General features: G+C 66.6%; 14 protein-coding genes and 1 tRNA gene. 9 read left to right on the top strand and 6 right to left on the bottom strand.

Features of this window, described 5'->3' with window-relative positions; genetic code table 11:
- Positions 1-35: 35 nt before the first annotated feature.
- Positions 36-1,475 (bottom strand): methylenetetrahydrofolate--tRNA-(uracil(54)-C(5))-methyltransferase (FADH(2)-oxidizing) TrmFO, encoded by a 1,440-nt coding sequence (gene trmFO / locus AC6A67_RS11965; protein WP_498036775.1) that lies wholly within the window; start codon positions 1,473-1,475, stop codon positions 36-38.
- Positions 1,476-1,826: 351 nt separating this feature from the next.
- Between trmFO and sufA the strand changes: the two genes are divergently transcribed.
- Entirely contained in the window at positions 1,827-2,219 is a 393-nt protein-coding gene (gene sufA / locus AC6A67_RS11960) for a Fe-S cluster assembly scaffold SufA (RefSeq protein ID WP_498036774.1), read from the top strand.
- A gap of 805 nt (positions 2,220-3,024) precedes the next feature.
- The gene (locus tag AC6A67_RS11955; RefSeq protein WP_498036773.1) at positions 3,025-3,873 is read left to right on the top strand and encodes an NUDIX hydrolase; all 849 of its coding nucleotides are present in this window, start codon (positions 3,025-3,027) and stop codon (positions 3,871-3,873) included.
- A gap of 363 nt (positions 3,874-4,236) precedes the next feature.
- Here the strand turns inward: AC6A67_RS11955 and AC6A67_RS11950 are convergent, their stop codons facing one another.
- From AC6A67_RS11950 to AC6A67_RS11935, 4 genes are all read right to left on the bottom strand, one after another.
- Positions 4,237-7,053: a DEAD/DEAH box helicase gene (locus tag AC6A67_RS11950; protein ID WP_498036772.1), complete on the bottom strand. Its 2,817-nt coding sequence runs from the start codon at positions 7,051-7,053 to the stop codon at positions 4,237-4,239.
- A 425-nt stretch (positions 7,054-7,478) separates the two neighbouring features.
- On the bottom strand, positions 7,479-9,587 hold the full coding sequence (gene parE, locus AC6A67_RS11945; RefSeq protein ID WP_498036771.1) for a DNA topoisomerase IV subunit B: 2,109 nt from the start codon (positions 9,585-9,587) through the stop codon (positions 7,479-7,481).
- Positions 9,588-10,007: 420 nt separating this feature from the next.
- Positions 10,008-11,420, bottom strand: a complete 1,413-nt coding sequence (glnA, locus tag AC6A67_RS11940; protein ID WP_498036770.1) for a type I glutamate--ammonia ligase — start codon at positions 11,418-11,420, stop codon at positions 10,008-10,010.
- Positions 11,421-11,596: 176 nt separating this feature from the next.
- Entirely contained in the window at positions 11,597-11,935 is a 339-nt protein-coding gene (locus AC6A67_RS11935; protein ID WP_498036769.1) for a P-II family nitrogen regulator, read from the bottom strand.
- On the opposite strand from AC6A67_RS11935, the gene AC6A67_RS11930 reads away from it, so the two are divergent.
- The 3 genes from AC6A67_RS11930 to AC6A67_RS11920 all read left to right on the top strand — a co-directional run bounded on the left by AC6A67_RS11930 (position 11,913) and on the right by AC6A67_RS11920 (position 14,669).
- Positions 11,913-12,260, top strand: coding sequence for a hypothetical protein (locus AC6A67_RS11930; RefSeq protein ID WP_498036768.1), 348 nt, complete (start codon positions 11,913-11,915; stop codon positions 12,258-12,260). The two genes, AC6A67_RS11935 and AC6A67_RS11930, sit on opposite strands and share 23 nt — an antisense overlap.
- Before the next feature lie 63 nt (positions 12,261-12,323).
- Entirely contained in the window at positions 12,324-13,889 is a 1,566-nt protein-coding gene (locus tag AC6A67_RS11925) for an NAD(P)H-hydrate dehydratase (RefSeq protein ID WP_498036767.1), read from the top strand.
- Positions 13,890-14,324: 435 nt separating this feature from the next.
- A complete protein-coding gene (locus AC6A67_RS11920; RefSeq protein ID WP_498036766.1) occupies positions 14,325-14,669 on the top strand; it encodes a hypothetical protein in 345 nt (114 codons plus the stop codon).
- A 119-nt stretch (positions 14,670-14,788) separates the two neighbouring features.
- Here AC6A67_RS11920 and AC6A67_RS11915 read toward each other — a convergent pair whose 3' ends face one another.
- Entirely contained in the window at positions 14,789-16,324 is a 1,536-nt protein-coding gene (locus AC6A67_RS11915; protein WP_498036765.1) for a multicopper oxidase family protein, read from the bottom strand.
- Positions 16,325-16,764: 440 nt separating this feature from the next.
- Here AC6A67_RS11915 and AC6A67_RS11910 point away from each other — a divergent pair.
- The 4 genes from AC6A67_RS11910 to clpX all read left to right on the top strand — a co-directional run bounded on the left by AC6A67_RS11910 (position 16,765) and on the right by clpX (position 21,498).
- Positions 16,765-16,849: transfer RNA gene (locus tag AC6A67_RS11910), tRNA-Leu, on the top strand.
- Positions 16,850-17,015: 166 nt separating this feature from the next.
- Positions 17,016-18,374 carry a trigger factor gene (tig, locus tag AC6A67_RS11905; protein WP_498036764.1) on the top strand — a complete coding sequence of 453 codons (1,359 nt, stop codon included), beginning with the start codon at positions 17,016-17,018 and terminating at the stop codon, positions 18,372-18,374.
- Positions 18,375-19,096: 722 nt separating this feature from the next.
- Positions 19,097-19,720, top strand: a complete 624-nt coding sequence (locus tag AC6A67_RS11900; RefSeq protein WP_498036763.1) for an ATP-dependent Clp protease proteolytic subunit — start codon at positions 19,097-19,099, stop codon at positions 19,718-19,720.
- Positions 19,721-20,223: 503 nt separating this feature from the next.
- Entirely contained in the window at positions 20,224-21,498 is a 1,275-nt protein-coding gene (gene clpX / locus AC6A67_RS11895; RefSeq protein WP_498036762.1) for an ATP-dependent Clp protease ATP-binding subunit ClpX, read from the top strand.
- Positions 21,499-21,500 lie beyond the last annotated feature (2 nt).

The following is a 21,500-nucleotide window of genomic DNA, read 5'->3' as shown; positions in this document are numbered from 1 at the left end:
CCAGCGGGCTTTCCCAGCTCAAAGGGGCGGCCAGCTCAGCTGCAGTCGCGGGCCAGCCAGGCGGCGAGGTCGGCGCGGGCGCGGTCGGTGAAGGCGCGCTTGCGCGCCGCGGCCTTTTCCTTGCCGCGCATGCGCTTGCCGCTGTCATTGCGCAGCGGCTCGGTGAGCGGCGGGAACAGCCCGAAATTGACATTCATCGGCTGGAACGACTGCGGCGCCCCGGCCTCGCCATCGGCGGCAATGTGGCCGCCGGTGATGTGGTTGATCAGCGCCCCCAGCGCCGTAGTGGGCGGCGGCGGCGCGAAGGGCTTGCCGAGGCGCTCGGCGGCGGCGGCCATGCCCGCGAAAATGCCGATGGCGGCGCTCTCCACATAGCCCTCACAGCCGGTGATCTGGCCGGCGAAACGCAGGCGGGGCTGCGCCTTCAGCCGCAGCATGCCATCCAGCACCCTGGGTGAATTGAGATAGGTGTTGCGGTGCAGCCCGCCGAGACGGGCGAATTCTGCGCCCTCCAGCCCCGGGATGGTGCGGAACAGCGCGATCTGGGCCCCATGCTTCAGCTTGGTCTGGAAGCCGACCATATTATACAGCGTGCCCAGCGCGTTATCCTGGCGCAATTGCACGATGCCATAGGCCTTGACGGTCGGATTATGGGCGTTGGTCAGTCCCACCGGCTTCATCGGGCCATGGCGCAGGGTCTCGCGGCCACGCTCGGCCATCACTTCGATCGGCAGGCAGCCGTCGAAATAAGGGGTGTCGGCCTCCCATTGCTTGAAGGAGGTCTTCTCCCCGGCGATCAGGCCGTCGATGAAGGCGTTGTACTGGTCCTGGTCGAGCGGGCAATTGATGTAGTCGGCCCCGGTGCCGCCAGGGCCGACCTTGTCATAGCGCGACTGAAACCAGGCCTTGCTCATGTCGATGCTGTCGCGGTGCACGATGGGGGCGATGGCGTCGAAGAACGCCAGCGATTCGGAGCCCGACAGGGTGCGGATCGCTTCGGCGAGATCGGGCGAGGTCAGCGGCCCGGTGGCCACGATGACACTGTCCCAGGCCTCAGGCGGCAGGCCGGCTACTTCGCCACGCTCAATGGTGATCAGCGGGTGGCTAGTGAGGGCGGCGGTGACCTGGGCCGAGAAGCCGTCGCGATCCACCGCCAGCGCGCCGCCTGCCGGCACCATGTGATCGGCCGCCGCCGCCATGACCAGAGAACCGAGGGTTCGCATCTCCTGATGCAGCAGACCGACGGCATTGGCGTTGGCGTCGTCGGAACGGAACGAGTTGGAGCACACCAGTTCGGCGAAACCATCGGTGCTGTGCGCTTCGGTGCCGCGCACCGGACGCATCTCGTGCAGGATGACCGGCACGCCTGCATTGGCCAGCCGCCAGGCCGCCTCACTTCCGGCAAGGCCGCCGCCAATAACATGAACTGGGGCGTCGGCGCGGGGGGAGATGTCAGACGGGGCGGTGACGGTCATGGATCGCGAAAAACCTGTGTTCGGATGAAACGACGGCTGTGACGGAGGCGGCCGGGGGCGCCCGCAAGGTGGGCGCGCGCTGTGCCTGCGCGCAGGCCATGCCATAGCATTGATTGGGGCCAAAGGCCCAGTTCTCACGGGGATGGCGCCTGGCGCACGCCACGCCCCCTGGACGAAAGCTCTGGCATTACCTATCTTGAACATGTGGCGCAGGGCCGCCTGTGGCGCTACGCCCGGTCGCAGCTGCGGCGCAAGTGCGGTTGCCGCCACGCCTGTACATGTTTCCGGGGCGATTGTGCTTCCGGCTCTCGATTGCGACGGGGCTCAGGCTCCGCGCCCCAGGACCAGAATATGGCTCGTACTGTTTCGCCCATGCAGATCATGCGGATTTCTGACGCAGCGGCGGCGCGCGTGCAGGAGATCATCGCCAATTCCCCTGAGGAAATCCTCGGCGTGCGCGTCGGCGTCCGCAAGGGCGGCTGCGCCGGCATGGCCTACACCATGGATTACGCCCGCGAGGTCAATCCGCGCGACGAGGTTGTCGAGGACAAGGGCGTGAAGATCTTCGTCGACCCGGCGGCGGTGCTGTTCCTCCTCGGCACGGAGATGGACTTCAAGACCGACCGGCTGTCGTCGCAGTTCGTCTTCAACAACCCCAACCAGACCTCGGCCTGTGGTTGCGGCGAATCGGTGGCGATCACCCCCGCTGCAGGCGCCGCAAGCGCCGGGCATGCAGCTGGCTGACGACGGCCTTGCTCAGGTGGCTTGGGGGGTGAGCGCGCGGCCATACGACGCTGCTTGCGCGCCATTAGTGCGCAGTCCTGTGTGCGTAGCCGTCTGCGCGTCGCGTGGCGTCCGCAGCCACGTTATCCCCCTGTCTCAATATCCTCCGTCATGCCCGTGCTCGTCACGGGCATCCACGTCTTCGCCATGGCGCTTTGCCCTTAAGCCGTGCGCTGATGAAGCGGCGGCGGCAAGGCGTGGATGCTCGGGACAAGCCCGAGCATGACGGCGAGCGGGGGGGCAAGCGCGAGCAACGCGCACGTGGGCCCGCAACGCGCGCTCCAGTGCGCCGACGCTGGCTTTCCGACACTGGTTTCCCGACACTGGCTTCCCGACGCCCGCTGTCTCGCCGTCGGCGTGCTCGCCGCCCGGTCGTCCTCCGTCATGTCATCCGCTGGATTTCCATCCTCCGTCATGCCCGTGCTCGTCACGGGCATCCATGACTTTGCCCTAACGCTTTGCCCATACGCCATGCGCTGATGGAGCGGCGGCGCCCAAGGCGTGGATGCTCGGGACAAGCCCGAGCATGACGGCGAGCAGGGGGGCAAGCGCGAGCAATGATGGTGACAAGGGGGGCGCCCTGGCGATGACGCAAGAAGGGACTGCAACGGGGCAGTCCTCTCGTTCAGCCCCCAGCTCTGCCCCCCCCAGTGCCCCGACCACGACATCGAATATTGGGGAGATATGCGACCACGGCAGGCGGCGCGGGCGTTTCATGTTGACGGCGCCGTTGCGCGGTCACGGCAAACCCTGCCAATCTGGGCGCATGACAACGACATCAACTCCCGACCGGTCCCACACCAGCGCCCTGCTCAAGGCCGCTGAGAGCGGCGGACCTTCCTCCTTCCGCAAGGCCGCCACCGTGGTGCTGCTGCGTGATGCTCCCGAGGGCGCCGAAATCTTCATGGTGGTGCGCCACCATCAGATCGATTTCGCCTCTGGCGCCCTGGTGTTCCCGGGCGGCAGCCTCGACAAGGCTGACGCGCTGATCGCCGCCGATACGGCGCTGTGCGCCGAATGCGGCGTCGCGGACGCCGAGCTGCTGGCCTTCCGCATCGCCGCCATTCGCGAAGCCTTTGAGGAATGCGGCGTGCTGCTCGCCCGGCGTCGCGGCTCGGACAAATTGCTGCCGGCGGCGGAATTGGCGCCGATCGAGGCCAAATGGCGCGCCGGGCTCAATGACGGCTCGCTGTCGTTCAACGACCTGCTGCAGGCCGAAGATCTGGTGCTGGCCACCGATGCGATGATCCCTTACGCCCACTGGATCACCCCCGAGGGCATGCCGAAGCGTTTCGACACCTGGTTCTTCCTGGCCGTCGCGCCCGAGGACCAGCTGGCGCTGCACGACGGGCATGAGGCGGTGGAATCGGTGTGGCTGACGGCGCAGCAGGCGCTGGATGGCGCCAAATCCGGCAAATACACCGTGATCTTCCCCACCGAGCGCAATCTGTGGAAGCTGGCGCAGCACGCCACCGCCGAAGCCGCCTTCGCTGCCACCGCCGCCGACACCATCGTCTCGGTGTTGCCGGTGCTGAAGAAGGGCGAGGACGGCGTCTATCTGCATATCCCGGAAGCGGCTGGCTACGGCGGCGCCAGCTTCCGCGTGGAAAAATAAGGGCTTCTCTGCGGTCCACCCATGGCGAGAAAGCCTGGAGGCCTCGCCCAATGGGCGACCATCGGAGATGCAGTTCGCTCAAGGCCGCCCCAGGGCGGCCTTTCGCGTATCCAGGCGGCGATGGTGAAGCGCGAGAATGCTCAGTCATCCGCGCCGCGCGTGGCTAAAGCGGCGCACACGCTGAACCGCGGTGGGTTGTGGCGCGGCTCAGCCGGTCAGGCAGACACGCTAGCGCAGCACTACCCGACCTGGCGCGCGACGTAAAAAACCCGCCACGGCACGCCGGGCGGGTTCTTCGTTCAATGTTAGCTTGGCTGCGCTGACGTCAGCCTGGATGGTGGACGCCGGCGCGCTCCCTCGCGTTCAGCCGACGTCCTCGTCAGCCGTCTCGTCATTGGCCTGACCCGGCGCGCGGCTGCGGGCAGAACGACGGGTGCGGGTGCGGGCAGGGCGCGCAGCCTTAGCGCCAGCCGCCTCATCAGCAGCGGGGAGCTCAGCCTGGGTAGCCTCAGCCGCAGGGGCCTCTGCGGCAGCGGCAGCCGGCTTGCGACGCGGCGCGCGCTTTGGCTTCTCAGGCTCCACGACAGGCGTCGCTGCGGCAGCGGCCGTCTCGACCGGCTGTTCGGCGGCCTTGCGGCGCGCCCGGGGCTTCGGCGTCGCGGCGACCGGTTCAGTCACGGGCGCCTCGGGGGCTTCGTCTGCCACAACGGAAGCCTCAGCGGCGGCACTCGCCGCCTTGCGGCCGCCCCGTTTGGGAGCCTTGGCAGCCGACTTCTCAATCGACTTGGCGGCCGACTTCGCCGGCGACTTGGCTGGCGCGCTGGTCTCCACCACAGCAGCATCAGCGTCCGACACCTCGTCGTCACCCGTAGCCTTGGAGGCATCTGCGCTGCTCGCCTTGGCAGGGGCCTTCTTCGACGCCCTTGCGGCAGGCTTGCGGGCCGGCTTGGCTGGCGCTTCGGGGGCGGCGTCAGCAGCCGGTGCTTCCGAAACCGTCACGGCAGCCGCAACGTCATCTGCGACAGCAGCCTCAACAGCTGGCGCCGCATCTGGCGCAGCGGCGTCGTCGCTGACGTCAGCGCGAGCCCTGCCAGCGCTACGGCGTCCGCCGCGGCGGCGGCGCGCGCGCTCGCTGGTCGCAGCTTCAGCAGGTCCAGTGATCGCGGCGTCTTGTGCTGCGTCTTGTGCTGCGTCCTGAGCCTGTTCAGTTCCGGCAGCTCCAGCTGTCGGCGCCGTGGCGTCCTGCGCTGCAGCCACAGTGGCGACGGCGCCCGTCTCGCGATCAGGGCCGACAATTGCCGTGTCGGCGGTCGCCTCGTCAGCCCCGTCCACGGCCTGGATCGCCACATCCGCCTCGCCAGAGCGACGATCACGGCGGCGATCACGGCGGCGACGGCCACGACGCTCGCCCTTTTCGGCGGTCTCTGTCGCAACAGCGACGGGCGTGGCGTCCTGGATCGCCTCTGGCGCGAAGGCCACAGGCGTCACTGGACCAACGTCACGTGGCGCGGTCTCGCTGGTTTTGGCGCTGCGGCGGGCGACGCGCGGCTCTGACAGCATGAACGCCGGAACGTGCTCGCCGAAGCCCAGCGGCGACGGCTCATCGCGCTCGTGGCGGCCATTGCGGCCACGCCGCTCGTCACGGCCACCGCCGTTGCGGGCCTCCTGACGATAATCGCGACCGCCTTGCTCTGGACGACCATCTTGACGTCCATCTTGCCGACGACCGTTACGGGCCTCCGCCGGCTGGGCGCGGTTGTCCTGGCGTCCGCTTTCTTGACGTCCGTTGTCCTGGCGTCCGCTGTCATGACGCCCCTGGTCCTGGCGCGGCCGGGCGGCCGCGTCATGGATCGACGGCTGCTCCACGGCAGCCAGATCAGGCGCTGCGCGCTCATCCTGGCGCTCGGCGCGCGTCGCATCCTGGCTGCGCTCGCCGCGGCCCCGGCCATTGCGGCCACGGCCATCACGCTCGCGACCCTCACGCTCACGGCCACGGCGGCGATCGTCGCCGCGCTCATGGCTGCGTGCGCCGCTGTCGCTCAGATCGGCTTCGTCGATGGATGGGCCAAGCCATTCGAACGCGGCGCCAGTCATCGCCTCAATGGCGGCGGCGTATTTCGAGTCGTCCGGGGTGATGATGGTGTAAGCGGTGCCCTTGCGACCGGCGCGGCCGGTGCGGCCGATACGGTGCACATAGTCTTCGGCATGATGCGGCGCGTCATAGTTGAAGACGTGGCTGACGTCGGGGATGTCGAGGCCTCGGGCGGCGACATCCGAGGCGATCAGCAATTGCACCTCATTGTTGCGGAAGCTGTCCAGCGCCTGCATGCGCGAACGCTGGTCCATGTCGCCATGCAGCGCGGCGACCGAAAAACCGTGCTTCTGCAGCGACTTCAGCACCACGGCGATGTCACGCTTGCGGTTGCAGAAGATGATACCGTTCTTGATGTCCTCGGCGCCACGGATCAGCCGGCGCAACGTCTCGCGCTTGTGCGGCGCATCGGCGCCAGAGGCGACGGCCAGCTGCGTGATGGTGCGGGCGGTGGAGGAGGCGCGCGCCACCTCAACCTTCACCGGATTGCTGAGGAAATTGTCGACCAGTTTCTGGATTTCCGGCGGCATGGTGGCCGAGAAAAACAGCGTCTGGCGGGTGAACGGCACCATTTTGCAGATGCGCTCGATATCGGGAATGAAGCCCATGTCGAGCATGCGGTCGGCTTCGTCGATCACCAGCACTTCAATGCCGCTGAGCAGCAGCTTGCCGCGCTCAAAATGGTCGAGCAGGCGGCCAGGCGTGGCGATCAGCACGTCGACGCCACGGGTGATCTTGGCGTCCTGGTCGCCAAACGACACGCCGCCAATGAGCAGCGCCACGTTCAGCTTGTGCTGGGCGCCGTATTTGATGAAGCTTTCCTCGACCTGGGCGGCCAGTTCGCGCGTCGGTTCGAGGATCAGCGTCCGCGGCATGCGGGCGCGGGCGCGGCCGGTCTCCAGCAGCGTCAACATGGGCAGCGTGAAAGCAGCAGTCTTGCCAGTGCCGGTCTGCGCAATGCCAAGCACGTCACGACGCGCCAGTACATGCGGGATGGCTTCAGCCTGAATTGGCGTCGGCTCGGTATAGCCGGAACTTTCAACTGCCTGGAGAACTTTGCCGCTGAGGCCGAGGTCAGAAAATGCCATGGGTCCGTTGAAAAGCGTCTGCGGGCCGCCAAAATGGCCGGCGCGAATAGGGGAGCCAGACCGGATGTCGGACTCCCTGGGGGCGCAGCGTCTTGCGGACTATGGTATTAACGCTGAGCTTGTCAACGCATATCGCATAACTGGCGAACAGTTTAACTGTGCTGGTCGCGTGCGTTGCACATGCGCCGCAGATTGCCCGCGGTCCGGCCGCAGGCATGGGGAAGCAGGCCCTAACCCTCCGTCACGCCTGCATTGCCAGCGACAGCGCAAGGTTGACTGGGACAGCGACAGGCGGAGCAGGGCGGCGATGTTGCGACCCATGCGCCGGCCCGCTCTGGCGCAGCGCCGCAAGTTCGCGCCATCCTGCCGGGGCGCCTTATGGCGCCTGCGGTGACTGCAGCGTTTGGCGCCGGGGCCGTCAGCGCTCAGATATCGAGCGCCGTGGTGTCGGCGAAGGCGGCGCGCTCCTGGATGAAAGCAAAGCGGGCTTCCGGCTTGTTGCCCATCAACCGGTCGATGGCGTCCGAGGTCTCGGGCCGCGCCTCCTGCTCGACATGCACCCGCAACAGCGTGCGCCGCGCCGGGTCCATGGTGGTTTCCTTGAGCTGCGCCGCCATCATCTCGCCGAGGCCCTTGAAGCGGCCCACATCCACCTTTTTGCCCTTGAAGTCCTTGGCGATGATGCGGTCCCGTTCCTTTTCGTCACGGGCGTACAGCGTCTTGCTGCCTGCCGTGATGCGATACAGCGGCGGCACCGCGAGGTAGAGATGGCCGTTATCGATCAGCTTTGGCATCTGCCGGTAAAAGAAAGTGATCAACAGCGAGGCGATATGGGCGCCGTCGACGTCAGCGTCGGTCATGATGATCACGCGCTCATAACGCAGATCCTGATCACGGTAGGCGGCCCCGGTGGCGCAGCCGAGCGCCTGGGTCAGATCCGACAGCTGCTGGTTGGCGGCGAGCTTGTCGCGGCCAGCCGAGGCGACATTGAGGATCTTGCCGCGCAGCGGCAGCACGGCCTGGGTCTTGCGGTCGCGCGCCTGTTTGGCGCTGCCGCCAGCCGAGTCGCCCTCGACAATGAACAGCTCGGAGCCGGCGGCACCAGCGTTTGAGCAATCCGCCAGCTTGCCAGGCAGGCGCAGGCGGCGCGTGGCGCTCTTGCGCGCCACTTCCTTCTCCTGGCGACGGCGCATGCGCTCTTCCGAGCGCTCGATCGTCCACTCCAGCAAGCGCAGCGCCTGCTGCGGCGCAGCGGCCAGCCAATGGTCGAAAGCGTCGCGCATGGCGCTTTCAACGATGCGCACGGCTTCGTTGGAGGCCAGCTTGTCCTTGGTCTGTCCGACGAATTCCGGCTCGCGAATGAACACGGACAGCAGCGCGGCGCAGGTGGCCATCACGTCATCGGCGGTGAGATTGGCGGCGCGCTTTTGCTGGCCAATGCGCTCGGCATGGTCGCGCAGACCCCGCAGCAAGGCCATGCGCAGGCCCTGCTCATGGGTCCCGCCCTCGGGCGTTGGGATGGTGTTGCAATAGGAATAGACGAAGCCGTCAGCCTCTGTCAGCCAAGAAACCGCCCATTCCACCGAGCCATGGCCGCCGGGCTTCTGGATCTTGCCAGAGAACAACTGGTCCGCGACCTGCGGGGCGCCGTCGATCTCGCGCGCCAGATAATCCTTGAGGCCGTTGGGGAAGCGAAATACCGCCTCCGCCGGCACATTATCGATGCCGCCAAGCAGCGACGGCGCGCATTTCCAGCGCACCTCGACGCCGCCGAACAGATAGGCCTTGGAGCGGGCCATCTTGAACAGGCGGCGCGGATTGAACGTCGCCTCGGGACCGAAAATCTGCGCGTCGGGGTGGAAGCGCACCGTGGTGCCACGGCGGTTGTTCACCCGACCCACCGTCTCCAGCCCGGTCTGGGCGAGGCCGCGGCTGAAGGTCTGGCGATACAGCATCTGGCCGCGCGCCACCTCAACCTCCAGCACGTCGGAGAGGGCGTTGACCACCGAGACGCCGACGCCATGCAGGCCGCCCGAGGTCTCATAGACCTTGGAATCGAATTTGCCGCCGGCGTGCAGGGTGGTCAGAATCACCTCGAGCGCCGATTTGTCGGGGAATTTCGGATGCGGATCGATCGGAATGCCGCGACCATTGTCGACAACGCGGATAAAGCCGCCTTCCTCCAGCTCGACCTCGATAAACGAAGCGTGGCCGGCCACCGCCTCATCCATGGCGTTGTCGATGACTTCGGCGAACAGATGGTGCAGCGCCTTTTCGTCGGTGCCGCCAATATACATGCCAGGACGACGGCGAACCGGCTCGAGCCCCTCAAGCACCTCGATGGCGGAGGCAGTGTAACCGGCCTCGTCCGGCGTCGCCGGACCGCTGGCGCGGCTCTGCGCCAGCTTGGCGGCCTGGGTCTGGGCGCGGGTGGACTTGCCTGCGCGCGCGCCGTCGCCGGCCTTGCCGTTGCTACCCCGGGCCGCAGCGGGCGCGAGCGCCCCATCGCCGAAAAGGTCGTCCTTGTCTGACATATGCCTGTTCTGATCCCGATTCGTTCTCGTGTGACTATGCCAGTTTCAGCGCCGGAAGGCGAAACCGGCGGCGCCATGCGCCGGTCCATGCGCCGCATAGGAAGCCGCACAATGGGCATGCGCAGCATGTGCGGCAACGGCGTGTATGACGGGCGGTAGTCGCTGTTCAGGCTGATGGGCGGCCGCAGACCATGTGGCCAGCGCCATACATAGCACGCGCCTGCCGCCCGGCCAAAGTCGGCCTTAACCCACAGGCGTCACCCAACTCCTGCGCTTCCGTCCCATCGCCGCCATCTGGCTGTGGCGCGCCGGGCAGGGGCGACGGGTCGGCGCCACACTTGGACCAGCAAAACATGTAGGCCGGCAAAAAAAGAAAGGCCGGGCGGGGCCCGGCCTTTCCAGTTGCTGCGCCAGGGGCGATCAGCAGGAGTAGTACATCTCGAACTCGACCGGATGCGGGGTCATCTCGAAGCGCATCACTTCGGTCATCTTCAGCTCAATGAAGCTGTCGATGAAGTCCTGGGTGAACACGTCTCCAGCCTTGAGGAAGGCGTTGTCCTTCTTCAGCGACTCGAGCGCCTCACGCAGCGAACCGCAGACGGTCGGGATCTTCTTCAGCTCACGCGGCGGCAGATCGTACAGATCCTTGTCCATGGCCTGGCCCGGATCGATCTTGTTGATGATGCCGTCGAGGCCAGCCATCAGCAGGGCCGAGAACGCGAGGTAAGGGTTGGCGGTCGGATCGGGGAAACGCACCTCGACGCGCTTGGCCTTCGGGTTGTTCGACCACGGAATACGGCAGGACGCCGAGCGGTTGCGGGCGGAGTAAGCCAGCAGCACCGGGGCCTCATAGCCTGGTACCAGACGCTTGTAGGAGTTGGTCGACGGATTGGTGAAGGCGTTCAGGGCCTTGGCGTGCTTGATGATGCCGCCGATGAACCACAGGCATTCCTGGCTCAGGTCGGCATATTTGTTGCCAGCGAACACCGGCTTGCCGTCCTTCCAGATCGACAGGTGCACGTGCATGCCCGAGCCGTTGTCGCCGAACACCGGCTTCGGCATGAAGGTCGCGGTCTTGCCGTAGCTGTTGGCCACCTGATGGATGCAGTACTTGTAGATCTGCATCTGGTCGGCGGTCGACACCAGGGTGTTGAACTTCATGCCAAGCTCGTGCTGGGCCGAAGCCACCTCGTGGTGGTGCTTCTCAACCGAGACGCCCATCGAGGCCATGGCCGCCAGCATCTCGCCGCGCATGTCCTGGCAGCTGTCGATCGGGGGAACCGGGAAGTAGCCGCCCTTGGTCGGAACGCGGTGACCCATGTTGCCGCCGTCATACTCGCGGTCGCCATTGGTCGGCAGTTCCGACGAGTCGAGCTTGAAGCCGGTGTTGTACGGGTCAGCCTTGAAGCGCACGTCGTCGAAGACGAAGAATTCGGCTTCCGGGCCAACGAAGGCGGTGTCGCCAATGCCGGTCGAGGCGAGGAAGGCTTCAGCCTTGCGGGCGATGCCGCGCGGGTCGCGGCCATAGGCCTCGCCGGTGCCGGGCTCAAGCACGTCGCAGATGATCGACAGGGTCGGGGCGGCGAAGAAGGGGTCGAGCTGGGCCGAGGACGGGTCGGGCATCAGCAGCATGTCGGACTCGTTGATGGCCTTCCAGCCAGCAATCGACGAACCGTCGAACATGGTGCCGTCAGCGAACATGTCTTCGTCGATCAGCGTGATGTCGAAGGTGACATGCTGCCACTTGCCGCGCGGATCCGTAAAGCGGAAGTCGACATACTTGATGTCCTCTTCCTTGATGGTCTTGAGCACGTCCTGAGCGCTCTTAGTCATCATGTTCCCCTATCTGCATCAGGAGCGCCGACCTGCTTTCCGTCAGGCCTGCGCGGGTAAAACGAGTGATGGCCACTGGGCCGTTTCATGCGTGGCGGCGCCGGAGCGCCGCGCCACGCGTCAATGTGTTGGTCCGGATGTCCGTCCGGCGCCCCGCAGGCCGCCTGTCGCCGCGATCAGATCGCGTCCGGCCCGGTCTCGCCGGTGCGGATGCGGATGGCTTCCTCAACGGTGGAGACAAAAATCTTGCCGTCGCCAATGCGGCCGGTCTGGGCGGCGTTGCGGATGGCTTCCACCGCGCGGTCAACCTGATCGTCATTCAGCACGATCTCGATTTTCACCTTGGGCAGAAAATCGACGACGTATTCGGCGCCACGATACAGTTCAGTGTGACCTTTCTGGCGGCCGAAGCCCTTTGCCTCGATGACAGTGATGCCCTGCAGACCAATATCCTGCAGCGCTTCCTTCACTTCATCGAGCTTGAAGGGTTTAATGATCGCCTCGATCTTCTTCATGAGCCGCGCTCCTCCGCACCGGGTCCGGGCCGCAAAACTTACGGGCTGTTTATGCCTTGGCGGGCAGACGAAAGAAACGGGGATGTTGCGCCGCCCCTGCCTTTGGCGCCGCATTATTAGGCGAAAGCTGATTAAAAACTGTTCAAATTCGCAGGAGCAGCGGGGCTGCGCGGCGCTGCATCGCGGGCTGCAGCAATCGGGTGGGGCCTTTTTCGCGTTTGGCCCCTTTTTGTGCGCGAGACGCGACGCAGGGCGGTGGATTTTTTGTTTTTCGTCGTCGCGCCAGCAAGATTTTGCGATTTGCGGCGCAGAATCGCAAAATTGATCCACAGGCAGGGTTGTCGTCAGGCGCGGCGTTGCTGGGCGTAAAGGTGGGAAGGAGGCGGCGATGGCGCAGGCGCAGGAGCGGGACATATTACTGGGCGCGGCGGCCATGGCGGAGGCGGACCGGCTGACCATTGCGGCAGGAACGCCGGGATACACGCTGATGTTGCGCGCTGGCCGCGCCGTGGCCCAGGCTGCCGCCGCCATGCTGCGGGGAGGCGCGGGCGCCGGGTCCCGGGTGACGGAAGGGGCTGCGCCGGGCGCGGGGCGGGGCGCGCCGGCCCGGGTGCTCATCGCCTGTGGCGTCGGCAATAATGGCGGCGACGGCTATGTCGCGGCCCGACTGCTGCACGATCAGGGCTTCGACGTCATCGTCTGGGCGCCGTTCGGCGGACCCACGACGGCGGACGCTGGCGCCGCCGCCAGCGCGTGGACTGGCGCGTCGACGGCCGATTGCCCGGCCGGGCCGTTTGAACTGGCGATCGACGCCCTGTTTGGGGCTGGCCTTAACCGGCCGCTGCAAGGCGAGGCCGCCGCCGCGGTCGCAGCGCTCAATGGGCTGGGAGCGCCGCTGCTGGCAGTGGATCTGCCCAGCGGCGTCAATGCCGACGATGGCGAGGTCATGGGGGTGGCGGTCGCCGCCACCGCCACCGTCACCTTCGCCGCACGTAAGCCCGGCCATCTGCTGCTGCCAGGGCGCGCCCTGTGCGGGCCGGTGACCCTGGCCGATATTGGCATTGCCGCGCAGACGCTGTCCCATGTCGGCGACAGCCTGTATCGCAATACCCCGGCCCTGTGGGGCGCCTCGTTCCCCCGGCCATCGCTTGAGGCTCATAAATACCGACGCGGCCATGTTCTGTGTCATTCCGGCCCGGCGCTGGCCACCGGCGCCATTCGTCTCGCGGCGCGGGCCGCCTTGCGCAGCGGCGCGGGGCTCGTCACCATCGCGGCGGACGCCGCCGCCTGCGCCGTGCACGCCGCCCATCTCACCGCCATCATGCTGCGCGAAGCCGCCGACGCAGACGCTTTCGCCAGCCTGCTCGACGATCCCCGCTTCAACGCCGTCATCATCGGACCGGCTGGCGGGGTTGGCCCGGGGCTTGTGGCGCGTATCGCCGCGGTGGCGCGGCGGGGGCGGGCGCTGGTCATCGACGCCGACGGGCTGACCAGTTTTGACGGGCGACCGGATTTCCTCGCCCGCAGCATCGCTGGCGCCGCCGCCACGGTGCTGACGCCGCATGACGGAGAGTTCGCCCGGGTGTTCGGGGCCCTGCAGGATGTGACCGAGGCGCGCGGCAAGCCAGCGCGCGCGCTGGCGGCGGCTCAGGCCAGCGGCGCCGTGGTGATCCTCAAGGGCGCCGACACGGTGATCGCAGCGCCAGACGGCCAGGTCGCGATCAATGACAACGCGCCGCCGTGGTTGGGCACCGCTGGCGCTGGCGACGTGCTCGCCGGACTGACCGGCGGCCTCATCGCCCAGGGCATGCCGGCGTTCGACGCCGCCTGCGCCGCCGTGTGGCTTCACGGAGCCATCGCAAGGGCGTTCGGCCCGGGGCTGATCGCCGAGGATTTGCCGGAGGGCGTCCCCGCCGCCTTGAGGCGTCTGTTGGCCGACCTCGGCGCGCTGTGACGGCGTGGTTGCCGTCGCGCCGCGCCGTCCATCCTCGCCCTGGCAGCGCCCTGCCACAGCGCCGGCGCGCCCTTGCCTGCATCGCGAGCGCCTCGCCAGCAGCGGGCCCGAGGCGTGCGCAAGCCCCACCAGAGTTGACCGTCATAAAACCGCTCCATGCTGGGGCGCACCTTGGGTGAAGCCGCCCAGCCTGGCGCGCAAGCCGGCCGCGACGCCGTGGCGATCCCTCGGCGCTGGCCCTCACGGGCGTTTTTGCGTTATCCTTGTCGCCATGATTGGGCCGTTCAGGCTCTTGGCGGCGCGCCCTTCGGGCGTCTCAGCAGGCGCTGGCCACGCAATGTGCGCAAGCAACAGGGCGAGGGCCTGGGCGGCCGGAAGACGGCTCAGGGCGACGGTTCGCCGTCACCTGCGCCGCAAGTAGTTCAGGAGTGAGACATGTTGGTGTTCAGCAATCGCCGCGCAGGCGTGCTGGCCGGCGCCGCTGGCGCGATGGGTCTGATGGTTTTGGCTCTGGCGCCGGCGCAGGCCCAGACGATGCCGGAGTGGCAGGCGCCTGCAGGCTTTGATGATGGCCGCGCTACCGAAGGCAAGGCGAAGCGCAGCACGCGCGGCCAGGGCAAAACCCAGGCAGCCCCGGTCGGCGGCCTCGGCGCGCCGATGCGCAGTATCGATCGTAGCGACATTGACATGACCGGCGTCGGTCGTGAGGTGCGCAATATGGGCTCCGGCGTCCGCCCGATGATGAATGGCGGCAGCATGGGCGTCGGCGGCGGCTTCTGAGCCGCGCTGCCGGCGCGCTAGGTTTCCTGCCGGGTCGTCTGAACCGCCTCACCTCGACAGCCTCGCCTGAACCGCCTGACAGCCCTGGGTTGCGGCGTGGGGCCTGAGCCTCTGTGGCGTCAGGGCGTGACTTCAAACCATGCCGCCATGCCGCCATCGAGCTTCTCCGCCACGGCGGAGCCGATCAGCCATTTGCCCGGCGCGCCGGCGACAAAGCTGATGCGCGTCGGGTGACCGGGCGGCACGGCGATGATGTCGATCCAATAGGGCTCCCAGCCATCGTCGAGATTGTGCAGCCGGCGGGCCTGATGGCCATGCAGGCGCAGCGTCTGCATGGCGTCGCCGCTATTCCTGATCTCCAGCGTCACCGGCGTACCGCTCTTCACCCGGAACAGCGGCTTCGCCATGGCGTCTGGCCAGGCGACATTATTGATGGTCCACAGACGTGACGGATCGGGCTGCTTGCCGTTGCCATTGGCCGCGCGCGCCGGACCTGCCAGCGTCAGCTTCTCCCGCACCGCGTCCTGCAGGCGGATTGCGGTGGGCAGATCAGGCGCGGGCAAGGGCGTGATCTCTGGCTGCGCCGCAACGGCTGCGCCTTCGGCGCGCAGCGTCAGCAAAGGCATGCCGGCGCCCAGCGCCGCCATCACATGGCCTTCGCTTCCTGCCGCCGGGGCTTCGACAATCAGGTCATAGCGCCCTCCAGGCGCCAGCATCAGCCGGTCATGCAGGGGGTGGAACACTTCCGAAGGGCTGCCGTCGATGCCGACGACATAGGTCTTTAACCCGTCGAAATGCAGCGGGATGGTGCGGGCGTTGGCGGCGTTCAGCAGCCGCAACCGCAGCCGCGCCCCCGGGGCGGCGGTGATCTGCTCGGGCGGGGGCGCGGAATTTAGCGTCAGCCAGTTGCCCAGGCGGCCCATGCCGGAGCGGGCGCTGGCTGAGGTGGAATCAGCGTTGATCTGGCCAGCGTCATCGAGCGACCAGTCGTCCAGCACCATCACCAGATCGCGAATGACGCCTGTCGCCCACGCGGGCGGCTCGGCCTCATCGACAATCAGCACGCCATACAGTCCGCGCTCGGTCTGACGTGAGGTCTGGCCGATGAGCATCGGGCGATACCAGAACACTCCGGCGCGATTCGCCTGAAAGCGGATGCGCTGCTCGCCGCCCGGCGGCGTCGCCGGGCCAGTGAGGCCCGCGACGCCATCCAGCGCATTGCCGGCGCCGGCCCCGCCAATATTGAGTGACAGCGGCTCCTCCAGCCCATTGGCCAGCGTGACGTCGAGCGCGTCGCCCTGGCGGAGGCGCAACAGCGGTCCGGGCACGACGCCATTGAAGGCCAGCACCCTGGTTTCGTCGGCAGGGACAGGCTTCAGGCGAATCTGCGCCAGCGCGGCGCGCAATGTCTGGGGATTGGTGTGGTCAGGCGCGGCGCCGGCCGCCGGCGACGCTGGCCCGGCGGCGCTTGCGGGCGTGGTTCCGGAGGTCGGCTCGGCCGGCGACGCCGGGGTTTCCGCCGTGTCCGCCGCGCCAGGGTCATCCATGGCCACCGCCGTCAGCGGCAGGCTGATCAGACTGGCGGTAAGGCCGCCGACGAACTGGCGTCGGCTGGCGAGGCTACGTCCGGTCACCGGTGGTTGAGCCCTCGTCAAAAGCATTCTCCCTGAACGGCCACGCTGCGCGCTCGGCGTCTAAAGCTGTATGGCGCATCAACGGTGTACGCGACCGATGGCTTTGAGGCGAGGGCGTGTTATCCCGTCGCCATCGGCGCATGCGGCTGTCTGATGAGCGCGTCGCCGCTCACCGCAGGCGGGCGCTGAAGGTCGGTTGTGCTGGCGTCGCGGGGGCTCGTATTGGCGGCGCAAGCAGGGAACAACCGGTAATCAGCGCTGGAAAAAACCGTCAAGGCGCTCCGCCCATGGTTCACAGGCGGCGCGCGGTGGATTAGACAGCGCTCTATCTGGCGACGGGCCGGAGTTTCGTTCCGTCGCGCGGGGTTTTTTTTGGTGCGTTATCCGTACCGCGTGATATAGAGCCGCGACCCCGGCCTCAGGGGCAGGCGCAGTTCTTTGGTGTATCTGGACGTTTTCAGGCGGGCGTGGCGAAATTGGTAGACGCAGCAGATTTAGGTTCTGCCGCCGCAAGGTGTGGGGGTTCAAGTCCCTCCGCCCGCACCACAGAACGGACCTTGCCTGGCCTGGTCCAGGCGACTGGCGTCAGTAACGCAGGCGTCACAGGCGCAGTAACCGGCGGCTGAAGGGGAGACCCTTCCGCCCCGCGCGCCGTCTCCTCCAACAGGCCGGCATTCGTTCCACGAGATCGGCAGGACAGCAGAGTTTAATCATGCAGGCGACCCAAACCAATTCCGAAGGGCTGAAGCGCGAATTCAAGGTGGTCGTGCCCGCTTCCGAGCTCGAGACCCGGCTTGCCAACGAGCTGAACGAGCTGAAGGACAAGGTCCGCATCAACGGCTTCCGTCCTGGCAAGGTGCCGATGTCGCACATGCGCCGCACCTATGGTCGCCAGGCCATGGTCGAGATCGTGCAGAATGCGGTCAACGAGGCCAACCAGAAGATCGTCGCCGACAATAACCTGCGTCTCGCCATGGAGCCGAAGGTCAATCTGCCGGAAGCCCGCGAAGAGATCGACGCTGTCATCGACGCCAAGGCTGACCTGACCTACACCGTCAACCTCGAGGTGCTGCCCACCTTCGAGATCGCCGACATCTCTGGCGTTGAGCTGGAGCGTGAGGTGGCTGAGGTCTCCGACGCCGAGCTCGACGACGCCCTGACCCGTATGGCGAAGCAGAATCGCACCTTCACCGCGCGCGGCGAAGACGAAACCGCCCAGGACGGCGACCGCGTCACCATTGATTTCGTCGGCAAGATCGACGGCGAGGCCTTTGCTGGTGGTTCGGGCGAGGACGTGCCGGTCGAGATCGGCTCGGGCTCGTTCATTCCGGGCTTCGAAGAGCAGCTGGTCGGCGTCAAGGCTGGCGACGCCAAGGTTGTCACCGCCACCTTCCCTGAGGACTACCAGGCGGCCCAGCTGGCCGGCAAGACCGCGGAATTCGACGTCACCGTCAAGACCGTGGAAGCCGGTGGCGAAGCCCTCGTCAATGACGAGCTGGCCAAGACCTTCGGCATGGATGATCTCGAGGCCCTGCGCACCGCTCTGCGTGAGCGCATCGGCGTTGATTTCACCGCCCAGTCGCGCCGCAAGGTGAAGCGCAAGCTGCTCGACGCCCTCGACGGCCTGTACAGCTTCGAGCTGCCCCCGACCCTGGTCGAGCAGGAGTTCGACGGCGTCTGGCAGGGCGTGACCTCGGAGATGACCCAGGCTGGCCGTTCGTTCGCCGACGAGGACACCACTGAGGAAGCGGCGCGCGCCGAGTATAAGACCATCGCCGAGCGCCGCGTGCGTCTGGGCCTGGTGCTGGCCGAGATCGGCGACAAGGCCGAGATCAAGATCACCGAGGACGAGCTGACCCGCGCCCTGATCGAGCGCGCCCGTCAGTTCCCTGGCCAGGAGAAGATGGTGTGGGAGTTCTACCAGAAGAACCCCCAGGCGCTGGCCGAGCTGCGCGCCCCGATCTTCGAGGAGAAGGTCGTTGACCACCTGCTGTCGCAGGCCAAGGTTGTGGACAAGACCGTGTCCAAGGAAGAGCTGTTCAAGGAAGACGAGGACGACGCCAAGGCGTAATCGCTTCCAGCGCCACAACCTGCCACGCGGCCTGCGCAGCGCGGCAGGAGTTGGCGCCGATTTTGGGCCAGGGGTCATTCCCTGGCCCTTTTTGTTGCTCAGACTGCATCAGCTTGTGGTTCCCTTGCGCAGCGCGGCGACAGCGCATAACTGCGCCACAGGCGTGAGGCTTGCGCAGCGCCATAGGTTGCTGGCCTTGAGGGCCGACACGCACCATGTGGAAGCTGTTGGCGCTGGGGCAGTTGCGCTTTGCACGCGTCAGGCGGAAGCCTTCACGCGCTGTCGCCTTGCCTTCACGCGCTGTCGCCTTGGGGGAGGCTTCGGCTGTGCGGCGCTCAATGTCGTGGCGTCGGCTCAGGGTTATGATTTGGCTCCGCCAGCTGGGCTGGCGTCAGCTGAAACGCAATGGCGCTTGCCAGCGTGGCCAGCGCGGGGAAAAGTCAGCGCCTGTTCGCTGCGGGCAGAATCGCGGCGTTTCCGCCAGGGCGAGCGGTCAGGCCGCGGGCGCGGGGGAGTAGACGCGTCCCGCCAGATTTCATACTGAGGGGAGGTCCCGCTGCCGGGGCTGCGTCGCTGTGGCGCTCCTCCCGTCAGACCCGGTTATCCAAGGACCTCTTGCAGGCGGCGCAGCCGACTGTGAGGCAATGGCGTCCGGCGTTGCACGCCGGGGGCAGACACCGCCAGAGGCGACCGCCGTGCGCGGCCACGTGGAGAATGTGACCATGAGAGATCCGTTGGACGTTTACGCCAATACGCTGGTGCCGATGGTGATCGAGACGTCCAATCGCGGCGAGCGGGCGTTCGACATTTACTCGCGCCTGCTGCGTGAGCGGATCATCTTTCTCACAGGCCCGGTCGAGGACCATTCGGCGTCGCTGATTGTGGCGCAGCTGCTGTTCCTTGAGGCGGAGAACCCCAAGAAGGAAATCTCCTTCTATATCAATTCGCCTGGCGGCGTCGTCACCTCGGGTCTGTCGATCTATGACACCATGCAGTTCATCCGCTGCCCGGTGTCGACCCTGGTCATTGGCCAGGCCGCCTCGATGGGCTCGCTGCTGATGGCGGCGGGTGAAAAGGGTCAGCGCTTCGCGCTGCCGAACGCCCGCATCATGGTTCATCAGCCGTCGGGCGGCTTCCAGGGGCAGGCTACGGACATTCTGATCCATGCCCGCGAAATCGAGGCGCTGAAGCGCCGCCTCAACGAGATTTATGTCAGGCACACCGGCCAGTCGCTCGACGCGATCGAAGCGGCGCTGGAGCGTGACAATTTCATGACCGCCGAGGCGGCCAAGGCATTCGGCCTGATCGACCAGGTGTTCGAGAAGCGTCCGGAGCAGGCGTCCTGACCGCCGCAACGCCAGGGGTTTGCACCACGCGCCGTCTCAGCGTATCGCTGCGGGCGGTCGACGCGGCCGCCTGCGACTGGCGCAGGTAACCGCCAAACAGGTCGCCGCGACAAACGGCCCCGGTCGCATTGACGCGCAGTGGCGCCCATGTTTGGTTGACCGCTTACGCTTTTCACGATCGCTTCGTGGCTTGCGTTAACCGGTTTTTACCGGAGTGCGCCGATTCTGCAGGGGGGCTTACGCCGCCAGCTGGTCGGTGCCGGATGCCCGGACAGTTGTGGCCACTCCTGGGTGTGCGCGGCTGGCCTCGCCGTTCAGGCGCCGTTCCGCCATTGACATGCGGGCAGGCGTTCCAGTGGGCGCGCTCCGGGCTTCGGACGGGAATGTGAGGCGGGCGCTTCTCGCCAGGGTTGCAACAGCGATCACTGGCGACGCGACCGGCTCCGGGATAGTGCATTTGACCGCGCGGCGTCGGGCCCCAGCGGTCGCAGTGGAGACGGACCATGAGCAAGGCCACAGGCGGCGAAAGCAAGAGCACGCTTTACTGCTCCTTCTGCGGCAAAAGCCAGCATGAGGTCCGCAAGCTGATCGCCGGACCGACGGTGTTCATCTGTGATGAATGCGTCGAGCTGTGCATGGACATCATCCGCGAGGAGTCCAAGTCGTCGCTGGTGAAGTCGCGTGAAGGCGTGCCAACGCCTCGCGAGATCAGCAAGGTGCTGGAGGATTACGTCATCGGCCAGGAGCACGCCAAGAAGGTGCTCTCGGTTGCGGTGCACAATCACTACAAGCGCCTGAGCCACGCGCTGAAGAACAATGACGTTGAGCTGGCCAAGTCCAACATCCTGCTGGTCGGCCCAACCGGCTCGGGCAAGACCCTGCTGGCCCAGACCCTGGCCCGCATCCTCGACGTGCCGTTCACCATGGCCGACGCCACGACGCTGACCGAAGCCGGTTACGTCGGCGAGGACGTGGAGAACATCATCCTCAAGCTGCTGCAGGCGGCGGATTACAACGTCGAGCGCGCCCAGCGCGGCATTGTCTACATTGACGAGATCGACAAAATCTCGCGCAAGTCGGACAATCCGTCGATCACCCGCGACGTGTCGGGCGAGGGCGTGCAGCAGGCGCTGCTGAAGATCATGGAAGGCACGGTGGCCTCGGTTCCGCCCCAGGGCGGCCGCAAGCACCCGCAGCAGGAATTCCTGCAGGTGGACACCACCAACATCCTGTTCATCTGCGGCGGCGCCTTCGCGGGCCTGGAGCGCATCATCTCGGCGCGCGGCAAGGGCACCTCGATCGGCTTCGGTGCCACCGTGCACGCGCCGGAAGATCGCCGCACCGGCGAAATCTTCCGTGACGTCGAGCCGGAAGATCTGCTGAAGTTCGGCCTGATCCCGGAGTTCATTGGCCGTCTGCCGGTGATCGCCACGCTGGAGGATCTGGACGAGACCGCCCTGAAGAAGATCCTGCAGGAGCCGAAGAACGCGCTGGTGCGCCAGTACCAGCGGCTGTTCGAGATGGAGAATGTCGAGCTGACCTTCCACGAGGACGCCCTGTCGCTGATCGCCCGCAAGGCGATCGAGCGCAAGACTGGCGCACGTGGTCTGCGCTCGATCCTCGAAGGCATCCTGCTGGAGACCATGTACGACCTGCCGGGCCTCGAAGGCGTCGAGCAGGTGGTGATTGGCCCCGAGGTGGTCGAGGGCAAGGCCCGGCCGCTGTACATCTACGCAGACCGCGCCGACAAGCCGGCGACGGCCAGCGCCTCGGCCTGACG

The organism is Camelimonas sp. FR25 (assembly GCF_059740505.1).
Note: the sequence above shows the minus strand (reverse complement) of the source record. Positions and strands in the feature narration are given on the sequence as shown.